12 protein-coding genes are annotated in these 12,612 nt (G+C 66.0%); 2 read left to right on the top strand and 10 right to left on the bottom strand.

From position 1 onward, the window contains the following. The first annotated feature begins 82 nt into the window (after positions 1 to 82). Positions 83 to 343 (top strand): hypothetical protein, encoded by a 261-nt coding sequence (locus J7355_RS02595; RefSeq protein WP_209059685.1) that lies wholly within the window; start codon positions 83 to 85, stop codon positions 341 to 343. A gap of 18 nt (positions 344 to 361) precedes the next feature. Here the strand turns inward: J7355_RS02595 and J7355_RS02590 are convergent, their stop codons facing one another. Further along, complete coding sequence (locus J7355_RS02590; protein ID WP_209059683.1) at positions 362 to 1,312, bottom strand: transaldolase; 951 nt, start codon at positions 1,310 to 1,312, stop codon at positions 362 to 364. Positions 1,313 to 1,449: 137 nt separating this feature from the next. Between J7355_RS02590 and J7355_RS02585 the strand changes: the two genes are divergently transcribed. Next, entirely contained in the window at positions 1,450 to 2,217 is a 768-nt protein-coding gene (locus tag J7355_RS02585; RefSeq protein WP_209059680.1) for a class I SAM-dependent methyltransferase, read from the top strand. A 32-nt stretch (positions 2,218 to 2,249) separates the two neighbouring features. Here the strand turns inward: J7355_RS02585 and J7355_RS02580 are convergent, their stop codons facing one another. The 9 genes from J7355_RS02580 to pstC form a co-directional block, all read right to left on the bottom strand. Continuing rightward, positions 2,250 to 2,777: a gamma carbonic anhydrase family protein gene (locus J7355_RS02580; RefSeq protein ID WP_209059677.1), complete on the bottom strand. Its 528-nt coding sequence runs from the start codon at positions 2,775 to 2,777 to the stop codon at positions 2,250 to 2,252. A gap of 34 nt (positions 2,778 to 2,811) precedes the next feature. Then, the gene (tsaB, locus tag J7355_RS02575) at positions 2,812 to 3,510 is read right to left on the bottom strand and encodes a tRNA (adenosine(37)-N6)-threonylcarbamoyltransferase complex dimerization subunit type 1 TsaB (protein ID WP_209059675.1); all 699 of its coding nucleotides are present in this window, start codon (positions 3,508 to 3,510) and stop codon (positions 2,812 to 2,814) included. After that, positions 3,507 to 5,414 (bottom strand): ATP-dependent DNA helicase, encoded by a 1,908-nt coding sequence (locus J7355_RS02570; protein ID WP_209059672.1) that lies wholly within the window; start codon positions 5,412 to 5,414, stop codon positions 3,507 to 3,509. The genes tsaB and J7355_RS02570 overlap by 4 nt, the downstream gene beginning before the upstream one ends. Continuing rightward, entirely contained in the window at positions 5,411 to 5,953 is a 543-nt protein-coding gene (locus tag J7355_RS02565; protein ID WP_209059670.1) for a tetratricopeptide repeat protein, read from the bottom strand. The genes J7355_RS02570 and J7355_RS02565 overlap by 4 nt, the downstream gene beginning before the upstream one ends. A 5-nt stretch (positions 5,954 to 5,958) precedes the next feature. Next, the gene (mrcB, locus tag J7355_RS02560) at positions 5,959 to 8,388 is read right to left on the bottom strand and encodes a penicillin-binding protein 1B (protein ID WP_209059667.1); all 2,430 of its coding nucleotides are present in this window, start codon (positions 8,386 to 8,388) and stop codon (positions 5,959 to 5,961) included. 105 nt (positions 8,389 to 8,493) lie between these two features. Continuing rightward, the gene (gene phoU / locus J7355_RS02555; protein ID WP_209059664.1) at positions 8,494 to 9,234 is read right to left on the bottom strand and encodes a phosphate signaling complex protein PhoU; all 741 of its coding nucleotides are present in this window, start codon (positions 9,232 to 9,234) and stop codon (positions 8,494 to 8,496) included. 29 nt (positions 9,235 to 9,263) lie between these two features. Further along, the gene (pstB, locus tag J7355_RS02550; RefSeq protein WP_247739749.1) at positions 9,264 to 10,043 is read right to left on the bottom strand and encodes a phosphate ABC transporter ATP-binding protein PstB; all 780 of its coding nucleotides are present in this window, start codon (positions 10,041 to 10,043) and stop codon (positions 9,264 to 9,266) included. 113 nt (positions 10,044 to 10,156) lie between these two features. After that, a complete protein-coding gene (pstA, locus tag J7355_RS02545; RefSeq protein ID WP_209059658.1) occupies positions 10,157 to 11,326 on the bottom strand; it encodes a phosphate ABC transporter permease PstA in 1,170 nt (389 codons plus the stop codon). Positions 11,327 to 11,357: 31 nt separating this feature from the next. Then, positions 11,358 to 12,587, bottom strand: a complete 1,230-nt coding sequence (gene pstC / locus J7355_RS02540; protein ID WP_209059656.1) for a phosphate ABC transporter permease subunit PstC — start codon at positions 12,585 to 12,587, stop codon at positions 11,358 to 11,360. Positions 12,588 to 12,612: the final 25 nt, after the last annotated feature.

Here is a 12,612-nt window from a genome sequence, read left to right as displayed (position 1 = left end):
CGCATGGCGGCGTCATGCAGCGGTCGTTGACCCGTCTGGGGGCGCCTGCTAGCTTGACGCCAACTCAAGCCGAGAGCGTTGCATGGCCAAGACGGAAAAGACCTGGAGTCTGAAGGAAATCGATCAGGCACGCGGTGCGAAGAAAGGCACCGCCTTCCTGGCGTTCAAGCAGCTCAAGGACAGTTTCGACGAAGGTCGCGACTTCTATTATCTCAGTGCGAGCCAGGACAGCCGCGAGATCGAACAACTGCGCAGCGCCGGCCGCATTTACGAAACCACGGTCAACGCCATCCTGCTCACGGAAGGCGGCTATCAGTCGGTCCTCGATTATCTCGAGGGCTGACGCCGCGACGCCGCCCGCTCAACCCGCCATTCGCGACTCGAGCGCGGCCTGATCGTCGGCGAAGCGGCGTATCCCTTCGGCCAGTTTTTCGGTGGCCATCGCGTCCGCATTGAGGGCCCAATCGAAGGCCGCGCGGTCGAGCATGACGCGCGCTACTTCGCTGGGTTGCGTCGACATGCCGGGCGCGTTGGCCGCGTCCATGCCTCTGAGTTCTTCCAGAAGAGCCGGCGAAATGGTCATGAGGTCCGCGCCGGCCAGCGCGAGGATCTGATCCCGATTGCGAAAGCTCGCCGCCATCACCTGTGTCGGATAACCGTGGGTCTTGGCGTAGGCATTGATGCGCTGCACGCTGCGCACGCCGGGGTCATCCTGCGGCGCGTAGTGATCCACGCCTTCGGCCTTCTTGTGCCAGTCGGTGATCCGGCCGACAAACGGCGAAATCAGCGTCACGCCGGCCTCGAAACAGGCCTGGGCCTGGGCAAGCGAGAAGATCAGCGTCATGTTGCAGGCAATGCCTTCGGCTTCCAGTACGCTGGCTGCCCGAATACCCGCCCAGGTGCTGGCGATCTTGATCAGGATGCGGTCCGCCGACACGCCGAGCGCCGCATAATCCGCGATCAGCGCGCGCGCCTTGCGAATGGTGGCATCGGTATCGAAGGACAGGCGGGCGTCCACTTCCGTGGAGACATAGCGCGGCACGACCTGGGTCAGTTCACGCCCGAAAAGCGTCATCAGCCGTTCGACCCGCGTGAGGCCGGCTGTGGGCGTCGCCGCCATGGCCTCGTCGATGAGATGCCGATAGCGCGCGTCGCCCGCCGCCTGCAACACGAGGCTCGGATTGGTGGTGGCATCAGTCGGCCGATAGGCGCGGATGGTTTCGAAGTCACCGCTGTCGGCCACCACGATGGTGCGCTCGCGAAGGGCTTCCAGGGCATTGCCGGATGTCGTCCGGGCGGCGTTATCGGCCATAGTGAGGATCCTCGATTGCAGGGCCGTCACTATAATGCAGGCGTGACCGCACTGGCCAAACTGGCCACGCCTCGGTCACCTGGAACATGCGCCTCGCGGACATTCTCACTATCATGACAGGACGGTTCGACTCGCCGATGGACACACGCGCCCTGCCGCCGCTTGTCACCCCGGAGCACGACACGACGGCGTTGCCTGTCGTGGTCGCCGACTTCGCGCGCGTGGCGCAGGCGCCCGCTGATGGTTTCTACCTGCAATACGAGACGGGCGGTCTGACGCTACGCCACGCCCAGGCCGGGCCCAACGACCAGGGGCTGTGTCTGGATCTGCGCGACGGCGGCGTCGAACGGCGCGCCGCGGGCGGCCGCAAGTCGCCACTCGCAAAGGCCATCGGGCTACGACGTCACCCCGACAGTAGCGTGCTGGATACCACCTGTGGTCTGGGCCGCGACGCGGCCACGCTCGCCGCGCTCGGCTGTCGTGTAACGACGCTCGAGCGGCACCCGGTGCTGTTCGCACTGGTCGCGGACGCCCGCGAACGCGCCGCAGCCGCCGAGCCACCGCCCGTGTGGCTCGAATACTGGCACGCCAACCACCGCGCCGACGCCATTCGATACCTTGCCGACGCCGACGCCACCCCCGCCGCGGACGTGATCTATATCGATCCGATGTTCGAATCCACGCGGCGCAAGGCCCGGCCGCAGAAGGCGCTCGCCTGGCTGAGTGAACTCGTCGGCGGCGACAGCGATGTGGCCGATCTGCTGGCGCACGCCCGCCGTCGCGCGGCCCGGCAGGTCGTGGTCAAGCAGCACGCGCGTAGCGCTCCGCTCGCCTCGCCCGATCGCACGGTCGAGGGCAAGGCGATCCGTTTCGATATCTATCTCGCGGCCACGCCCGGCGCCTGATCCGTTCGTGATCGGCGCCCTGCTCGCATGGATCAGCCGAGCGGCGTCAGCCCGGCCAGAAAGCGCTTGTAGTTCTCGACGTAGTGCGCCGCGCCGTGGCGCAGCTTGTCGGCGTCGGCATCGCTGAGTTCACGCTTCACGCGGCCGGGCACGCCGATCACCATGCTGTTGTCGGGGATCTCCTTGCCCTCCGGCACCAGCGCGCCCGCGCCGATAAGGCAGTTGCGCCCGATCTTCGCGCCGTTGAGCACGGTGGCCTTGATGCCGACAAGGCTGTTGTCGCCGATCGTGCAGCCGTGAAGCATCGCCTGATGGCCGATAGTGCAGCCAGCGCCCACGGTCAGCGGAAACCCCGGATCGGTATGCATCACGCAGCCTTCCTGGACGTTGCTGCCCTCGCCGATCGCGATCTCTTCCTGATCGCCACGCAGCACCGCGTTGAACCAGATGCTGGCGTCAACGGCCAGCGTGACGCGGCCGATGACGGTCGCGTTGTCGGCCACGAAGAACTGCCCGGCTTCGGGGGTTGTCGGTTCGATGTCGTCCAGTCGATAGAGCATGGTGCGATCTCCTGTGTTTGTTGTTTGAAGACGTTCAGCGCGCGCCGCCCGGCTTGCGCGCGACATCGTCACGCACATAGACCGGCAACGCCTGGGCCGCAGCCACGCCCGCGCCGCGCGCAAGCAGCGGGCTGGCCAGCCGGGCGATATCGAGCGCGTGAGGCCAGGTGTGACGCGGCGCGAGCACATCGGCGTCGAGCGCCCGTGCCTCGGCCACCACCGGCCAGCCATTGCCCGCGCGAATGCAGTCGTCGGTCTCCGCGGCCGCATCCAGATCGGCCGGACGCATCACGCGTTCCGGGCCCAACGTCTCGGGTGCGCCGTCGTCGCCGCGGCGAAAATCGCCGACATAGACCTCGCCCATGCGGGCATCCTGCACGACGCGCACGAAATCCACGGTTTCATCGCGCTGGCAACGCGCGGCGAGCGCGCTCAGCGTGGATACGGGCACCACGGGGCGATCCAGACCGCCAGCCAGGCCCTGGACCAGCCCGGCCGCGATGCGCAGGCCGGTGAACGCGCCCGGCCCGCGGCCGAAGGCGAAACCGTCCATGTCGGCCAGCCCGAGGCCGGCGCTGGCGAGCAGTTCCTCGGCCAGGGGCAGCAGACGGCGGGCGTGCGCCTGCGGGGCGATCTCGAAACGCTCGAACTCACGCGCGCCCGTTTCATCGACGAGCGCAACCGACAGGGCCTCGGTGGAGGCATCCAGCGCCAGTATTTTCAGCCCACTCATGCCGGCGCGAGACTACCGAGAAATTCGCAGGCTACGGCCTGCTCGCGCGTGACCGGCATGGGCGGCAGGCTGGCACGGATCGCGCCGCCGTAGCGGGCCGTGAACAGACGCGGATCGCAGATCGCGAGCAGGCCGCGATCCGCGGCGTCGCGAATCAGCCGGCCCACGCCCTGCTTGAGGGTGATGATGGCCTGGGGCAGCTGGTAGTCCATGAACGGGTTTTCCCCGGCGTCCTTCATGGCGGTGAAACGCGCCGCGAGCACCGGGTCCGCCGGGGATGCGAACGGCAGCCGGTCGATGATGACCAGCCGCAGCGCCTGGCCGCGTACATCCACACCCTCCCAGAAACTGCTGGTCGCCACGAGCACCGCGTTGTCGTCGTCGCGAAAATCGGCGAGCAGCGTCGCACGCGGCGCACTGCCCTGGGTGAGCACATCGATGCCGGCGGCGTGAAGCGCCTGCCCGTACTTCGCCACCGCGCGGTAGCTGGTGCACAGCAAGAACGCCCCGCCGCCGGAGAATTCAAGCAAGGCGAGCGTCTGTGCGACCACGGCGTCGTCGAACTCGGGAGTGTTCGGCGCCGGCATGGCGCGGGGCGCATAGAGCATGGCATTGCGCTCGTAGTCGAACGGGCTGGCCAGCACCTGCTGTTCGACATCCGCCAGCCCCAACCGGCGACAGAAATAATCCAGATCGTTTTTGACCGCGAGCGTTGCCGAGGTGAAGATCCAGGCTCCCGGATAGGCTTCGATGGCGCGCGAGAACGGCGTGGCGACATCCAGCGGCGTGCTGTGCCAGATCCAGCTGTTGCCGCGTTTTTCCAGCCAGCTGATGCGGTCGGCGTCGACGACACTGACGCCGGTCAGCGCCGCCGCCAGTTCTCCGGCGCGCCGAGTCAGTGCCTTGAGACGATCGCTGCGGCTGGCCACGGGGTCGAGCCCCGTCTTGAGCGCCGTCAGCGCGGCGTCGAGGTCGTCGCGCGCGGCCGCGCGCTCCGGCGTTTCCAGTTCCACCCAGCTGCGGTTGCCCGGCGCGTCGCCCAGCGCATCCGAAAACCGACGCTCGGCGTTGCCGACGTCCTTGAGCTTCGCCTTGAGCGCGGGCATGTCGCCGCCGAGCGTGTCCAGTTCGGCCAGGCCATCGCGCACCAGATCCTTGAGTTGACGCGCCGACAGGGCCTGGCCGAAGAAACGCCCGGCGATATCGGGCAGCCGGTGCGCTTCGTCGAGCACGATGGCGTCGGCGCCGGGCAGCACTTCGCCAAACCCGGACTCCCGCAGGGTCAGGTCGGCGAACAGCAGGTAGTGATTGACGATGACCAGATCGGCGGCCTGTGCTTCGCGGCGCGCATGCACTACCCAGCACTGCTCGTAAAGCGGGCATTCCTGGCCCAGACAGTTGTCGGTCGTCGACGTGATTCGCGGCCACAGGGCATCGCCGTCCCCGAGGTCGCCGAACTCGCCCAGATCACCGGTCTGGGTGCGCGCCGCCCACTCGCGCACCGCGCGAATCTTCGGCGCCAGATAGAGATCGCCGCTGCCTTCGGTGAGATTCAGCCGGTGCAGGCAAAGATAGTTGGCGCGACCCTTGAGCACCGTCGCGTGCACGTCGCCCCCCAGCACTGTCTGCGCCAGCGGCACGTCCTTGTCGTCAAGCTGGCTCTGCAGATAGCGCGTGGCCGTGGACACGATGATCTTGCGCCGCGAGGCGAGTGCCGGCAGCAGATAGGCCAGCGTCTTGCCGGTGCCCGTTCCGGCCTCGACCACGAGCCGTGAGCCGGCATCGATCGCCTGCGCAACCGCCTGCGCCATCTCGGCCTGCCCTGCGCGTGCGGCATAGCCGGGCAGCGCGGCTGCCAGCGCCGCATCGTCACCGAACAGTGCGGCGCCCGCCGCCGCGCTCATCGCATCAGTTGCTGGCTGGCACTGCGATAGTCGCTGGCCCGACCGGCCGCCTCATCCGCGCCGCTGCGATCCCCGCCGGTACGGCGCGCCTCGGCGATGATCTGCCAGTTGTCGGCGCGCACGAAGGGGTTGTTGCCGGCGACACTGTTGGACTTGCGAGCCATGGCCTCGGCCTGTCCGGTCTGGCCCTGGGCCAGCTTCACGCTGGCCAGTCGCTGATACACGAAGGGGTTGCGCGGTTCCAGGTCGAGCGCGCGTTCCAGCGTCGCGGCGGACATGTCCATATTGCCGTTGCGCGCCAGCGTATCCGCGCGGCCCATGAGCGACAGCACCGCGGGGCTGCTCGCCTCGGCCGCGGTACGCGCCGGCATCGTCTGCGGCGCGGGCGTTCCCACCTGATCGCCCGGCTGCGGTTGCGGCCGCTCGGGCGCCGGCGGCTGGGGCGAGGCCGGCCCTTCCGGCGGCGGAAAACTGGTGCGTTGCGAGGTCGCACAGCCGGCCAGAACGAGCACGGCGATGAGGACAGGAAGTCGTTGCATGATCATCATCCAAACAGTTTCTGCAGCCAGTTGCCGTCGTCCTGCTCGCGTTGTTCGGGCGGCTGACGGCGACGGTAGCGGTTCTCCTGCATGATATCGCTATCGCAGGACGAAAGCCCATCCGGCACCTCGCCACGCACGAACGGCACCGGCGCGGTCCGGCTGCAGTCCCGATCGTAACCGTAGGCGCCCTCGCCGCCCGCGCGCGACGGATCGAAACGCATGCGCAGCGGCACCTCGACGACGTCTTCCGGCGGCACGTTCATGATGCCGCGCGGCTCGATGTCCGCCATGATGCGCGACCACAGCTGCAGTGCACCGGTCGCGCCGGTCAATTGTGCGGGCTTGTTGTCGTCGCGGCCCACCCAGACCACGGCCAGCCGGTTGGCGGTAAAGCCGGCGAACCAGCTGTCACGCAGATCGTCGGTCGTGCCGGTCTTGCCGGCGACATTGAGCGAGCGCGGCAAAATGTCGTACATCGAGGCGCCGGTACCGAAACGCGCCACACGCTGCATGATCCAGTTGGTGAGATAGACCGGCGACTCGTCGACTGCCCGCTTGATCTTGAGCGGATAGCGGCTCAGGGGCTCACCGTCTCGCGTGGTGACGTCGCGAATGGCCAGCAGCGGCGTGTAGTAACCGCCCGCCGCCAGCGTGTTGTAGACCTGGGCGACCTGCAGCGGCGCCATGTCGACGGCGCCGAGCGCCAGCGACGGCACCGACAGCGGATCGCCGTTGTAGCCCAACGACTTGAGCGTGTCGATGACGTTGGGAATGCCCACATCCAGCGCGAGCCGCGAGGTCGCGAGGTTGTAGCTGTGGGTCAGCGCGTAATGCAGCGGCACCGCGTTGCCGTGCGTGCGCTTGGAATAGTTCTGCGGCCGCCAGGTATCGCCATTGGCCAGTTTCACCGACAGCGCACTGTCGTCCAGCGGCGTGATGACGTTGTATTTCGACGGCTGCGCCAGCGCGGTGAGATAGACCACCGGCTTCATCAGCGAACCGATCGGCCGACGCGCATCGAGCGCCCGGTTGAAACCCGCGAAGCCGGCGTCGCGACCGCCCACCAGGGCCAAAATACGTCCGCCTTCGACACTGGTGACGACCGCCGAGGCCTGCAGGCTGTCGCGTTCGATGCCGCGCGCCGCCTCGACCTGATCGAGGCCCTTCGAGACGCGTTCCTCGGTCGCGGCCTGCACGGCCGGATCCAGCGTGGTGAACACACGCAGGCCTTCCTCGGTCAGGTCGGCATCCTTGTACTGGCCGAGCAGCTGACGGCGAACGAGGTCGATGAAAGCCGGATACTGGCTGGTGCTGCGCACCGTACGCGCGCTTACTCCGAGGCCGGCCTTCTTGGCTTCGCGCCAGCTGTCGTCCTCGAGAAAGCCGGCGTCGTGGAACATGTCGAGCACGAGATTGCGGCGCTGGGTTGCACGCTCTGGGTGGCGGCGCGGGTCGTAGTAGCTCGGACCCTTGACCATCGCGACCAGCAACGCGATTTCCTGCGGCTGCAGTTCCTCGAGCGGTTTCTGGAAATAGAAATAGCTCGCCAGGCCGAACCCGTGAATCGCGCGGCCACCGTCCTGGCCGAGATAGACCTCGTTGAGATAGGCCTCGAGGATCTCCGGCTTTGAGTAGTGCGCGTCCAGCAGGATCGCCATCAGCGCTTCCTTGGCCTTGCGCACCAGCGTCTGGCGATTGTTCAGGTAGAAGTTCTTGACCAGCTGCTGGGTGATGGTCGAACCGCCCTGCACCACGCCCCCGGCACGCAGATTGGCCCAGGCCGCCCGCATGATCGACTTGGGCGACACACCCCAGTGGTTCATGAAATCGCGGTCCTCGACCGTGATCAGCCCTGCCGGCAGCATCGGCGGCACATCGCCGAGCTTGACGAGAATCCGGTCCTCGCCCTGTTTCGGGTAGATGCTGCCGATCATCAGCGGGTCGAGACGAATCAGCGCGATATCGCCCTTGTCGTCGATCGCGCTCAGCGAACTTACGCCGCTGCTGTTGAAGCCGAGCCGGATTTCGCGCGCGGCCTGCTCGCCGTCCCAGAACTTGAACGGCCGGGTATGGATATCCAGACGGCCGCCGCTGCTGCGGTACGTGCCGCCGCGCGACAGGCTGGAACTGGCGCGATAGCCCTGCCGGTCGAGCCGTGCCGTGATCTCGCTGCGCGACAGATCGAGCCCGGCATAGAGCTCCAGCGGGCTGGCATAGACCTTGGCCGGCAGCGTCCAGCGCGTACCCTCGAACTGCGCTCGAACCGCGCCGTCGAGATACACCATATAGCCGGCGATCACAGCGGCCGCGATGCAACCCAGCAGAAAGACATAGGGCAGCAGGCGCCGGAAGAAACCGGGCCGCTGGTTCGCACGCTTTTTCGTGCCGGAACGACGTTGGGGTGATCGCGTAGAACGCTTCTTCTGGGCCAACTCAGCTATCCGCGCCAAACAGGGCCGCCGATAGTATCAAAGCCGCCGCGCGATTTTTCGTCACGCGACGACGCGATCGACCATTTCGTGGCGCGGCCGGGAATGCTATTCGCCGTCGCGACGCCGGCGCGCGCTCTGGCTGACTTCCTTCTCGAGCGCTTCGAGGCCGATATGGCGCACGTCCTTGCCCTCGACGAAGTACACGACGTATTCGCCGATATTCTTCGAATGATCGCCGATGCGTTCCAGCGCCTTCACTGCCCAGAGCACATCGAGCATATGCCGGATGGTGCGCGGGTCCTCCATCATGTAGGTGATGCCCTGGCGCACGATGCCCTCGTACTCGCGATCGACGTCCTCGTCCTGCTGGGCGACACGCACCGCGGCCTCGGAATCCAGACGGGCGAAGGCATCGAGTGCTTCGCGCAGCATCTCGCGCACGTGACGGCCGAGCACCTCGATCTGGCGAAAGGCGCTCTTGGGCCGGTCGTAGCTGGCCAGATGCGTGGCCATGCGGCCGATCTTCTCGGCCTCGTCGCCGATGCGCTCGAGATCCGTGATCGTCTTGGCGATCGCGATGATCAGGCGCAGATCACCCGCCTGGGGCGCGCGACGCGCAAGGATGCGCGTGCACTCCTCGTCGATTTCGACTTCCATGCGGTTGACTTGGGTGTCGCCCTGAACCACGTCCTCGCCGAGCGTGCCCTCGCCGCTGATCAGCGCGCGTACCGCGTCGGCGATCTGCTGCTCGACGAGCCCGCCCATCGACAGCACCATTTCGCGCACGTCCTCCAGATCGGCGTCGAACTGTTTCGACGTGTGCTTCTCCAGGCCAACCTTGTCCATGTTCTGCTTCCTCTGCCCGAACCGCGGCGCTAGCCGTAGCGGCCGGTGATGTAATCCTCGGTCTTCTTCTCGCGCGGATGCGTGAACAGCGAATCGGTATCCGAGAACTCGACAATGTTGCCGAGATGGAAGAATGCCGTGTAGCCGGCCACGCGCGCCGCCTGCTGCAGATTATGCGTGACGATGACGATCGTGTAGTTTTCCTTGAGCTCGTCGATAAGCTGCTCGACCGTCGCGGTGGCCACCGGGTCGAGCGCGCTGCAGGGCTCGTCCATGAGCAGCACCGACGGGCTCACCGCAATCGCGCGGGCGATGCACAGCCGCTGCTGCTGACCGCCGGAAAGCGAAAGCCCCGGCGCATCGAGACGGTCCTTCACCTCTTCCCACAGACCGGCACGCTTGAGCGAGCGCTCGACGAGATCGTCCATGTCGGTGCGCTTTCGGACCTGCCCGAGAATCTTGGGCGCGTAGGCGATGTTCTCGTAGATCGACTTCGGGAACGGATTCGGCTTCTGAAAGACCATGCCGATATGCGAGCGGAGCTCGACGACATCGACCTCCGAGGCATAGATGTTCTGGTCCTCGAACACGACCGCGCCTTCGATGCGTACCCCGGGCACGAGATCGTTCATGCGGTTCAGGCAACGCAGGAAGGTCGACTTGCCACAGCCGGATGGCCCGATCAGTGCGGTGACCTCGTTTTCGTACACGTCCAGCGAAACGCCGTGCAGCGCCTGCTTCTCGCCGTACCACACGGCCAGATCGCTGACGCTCATCTTCGTGCTCTGATTCACTCGCGGGCGCTCCATCGTGGGCACACGCACCACCTGGGTGCTGTCACCGGTCAAGTCTCGAGTACGCATCCTAAATCTCCGCCCTGAAGAAGGGAAAATGTTTCAAATCGTTAAGTTTGTGCCGGCGACTACCAGCGCCGCTCGAAGCGGTTGCGCAGGATCACGGCCGTGGCGTTGAGCGTGATCAGAAGCGACAGCAACACGAGAATGCCGGCTGCGGTCAGGCTCACGTACGCGCGTTCCGGCATGCCTGCCCAGGTGAAGATCTGGGCCGGAAGCACGGTCGCGGCCTCCGTCATGCTCGTCGGGGCATCCGGGATATAGGCGATCATGCCGATGAGCAGCAGCGGCGCGGTTTCGCCCATCGCCTGGGCGACGCCGATGATCGTGCCGGTGAGTATGCCCGGCAACGACAGCGGCAGCACATGATCCCGGATCGCCTGCCAGCGCGATGCACCGACCGCCTGCGCGCCCTGGCGGATGTTCTGCGGCACCGCCCGCAGCGCCGCACGGGTACTGATGATGATCACCGGCAGCGTCATGAGCGACAGCGTCAGACCACCGGCCAGTGCGGAGGAGCGCGGGACACCGAAGAAATTGATGAAGATCGCCAGGCCGAGCAGACCGAACAGGATCGAGGGCACCGCGGCGAGGTTGTTGATGTTGATCTCGACGCCCTGGGTAAAGCGGTTGTCCGGCGCGAACTCTTCGAGATAGATGGCCGTGGCCACGCCGATCGGGAAACTCACGGCGAGTACGACCAGCATCACGTAGAAGGTGCCCACGAACGCGGACCAGAGGCCGGCGTTCGACGGAATCTTGGAGTCGCCGGAGGTGAACAGGCCCTTGTTGAACCCGTAAGACACCTTGCCTTCGGATTCCAGCCGTTCGAGCGTGGACTGCATTTCCGGCTCGAGGCGGTCGCTGTACTTCTTGCGGTACTGGTCCACATCGGCCGTGGCGGTCAGCCAGAGCGTCTCGGTCGTACCCATCAACGACGGGTCGGCATCGACCCGACGCGGTATCGACCGGAAGAACGCCCGCGACACCAGCGGTGCAATGCTTTCGTCCACCGACTCGTTGGTGAACTTCACGGTGTCCTCGTTGTAGGTCACCTCGGCCTGGATTTCGGTCTGAATGAAGGCCGAATGCCCCTGCCGGACCATGTCCGAGAAGAACAGCACCAGAAACGCGATCGACAACAGCAACGCACCGACGCAGTACGCCTTGAAGCGACGCTCGGCACGGTAGCGGCGACGCAGCTGACGCGACGGTTGGAGACTGATCCCTTGACTCATATCAATGAATTCCTTGCGTGTCCGGACCGGGCTATTCGTAGGACTGACGGAACTTGCGGATGACGATGATCGAGATCAGGTTCAACGTCAGCGTGACCACGAACAGCACCAGACCCAGGGCGAATGCCGCGAGCGTCTCGGGGCTGTCGAAGGACTGATCGCCGGTGAGCGCGTCCACGATGCGCACCGTCACGGTCGTCATGTCCTCGAGCGGGTTCCAGGTGAGGTTCGGGCGCAGGCCGGCGGCCATCACCACGATCATGGTTTCGCCCAGCGCGCGCGAGACGCCCAGCAGCGAAGCCGCCATGATTCCGGGAAACGCAGCCGGCAGCACGATCTGCTTGATCGTCTCCGACTTGGTCGCACCGAGCGCGTAGGCGCCTTCGCGCAGGCTGTTGGGAATGGCGTTAATCACGTCGTCCGACAACGACGAGATGAAGGGAATGATCATGATCCCCATCACTAGGCCGGGCGCGAGCGCGTTGGTGTAGGACGCATTCAGGCCGAAGAAGGCGGCGACGTCGACCACCAGCGGGCTGACCGTGATGGCGGCGAAGAAGCCGTACACGACGGTCGGGATGCCGGCGAGAATCTCGAGCAACGGCTTGGCGAAGGTGCGGATCCGGTAGCTCGCGTACTCGGACATGTAGATGGCCGCGAATAGCCCCACCGGGATCGCGACCGACATGGCGATCGCGGTGATCATGAAGGTGCCGGCGAACAGCGGTACGGAGCCGAACTGCGAGTCGGCCGCATCCTGGCCGGGCCGGAAGGTAGCGACCGGGCTCCAGTTGGTGCCGGTCACGAAATCCCAGACGCTGACCTGATTGAAGAATTTCAGCGCCTCGAAAAGAATCGAGATGATGATGCCGAACGTGGTGAGAATCGACACCAGCGACGCCGCGAACAGCGTCCAGTAGACGAATTTCTCGATCGCGTTGCGCGCGCGCAGGGTCGGTTCGACCCGCCGCAGCGCCATGGCAAGACCGACAGCCGCGCCGAACAGCGCGAACGACAGCACGAACGGTGCGGATGGCACGCGCACGCCGATGAGCACGGCACAGGCGGCGACGACGCCGATCGCGAGCGCCGGCAGCGCCATCCATGTGGCGACATACACGCCGTACTGCCCCGGCAGCGAATGCATGCGGGCACCGCGGGCGTCGGAAAGAAGCGCCTTGCGGCGCCCCAGCGCGAAGGCCACGGCGGCCATCGGCACGAGGCCACCGAAGAAAACGAGCAGAGTCTGGCTGGTATCCAAAGCGCGTTCCTAGGAAGTAGACATC

This window comes from Endozoicomonas sp. G2_2 (assembly GCF_017744135.1).
Lineage (GTDB): Bacteria > Pseudomonadota > Gammaproteobacteria > Nevskiales > Salinisphaeraceae > Salinisphaera.
This window is presented reverse-complemented; position numbering and strand designations above follow the sequence as displayed.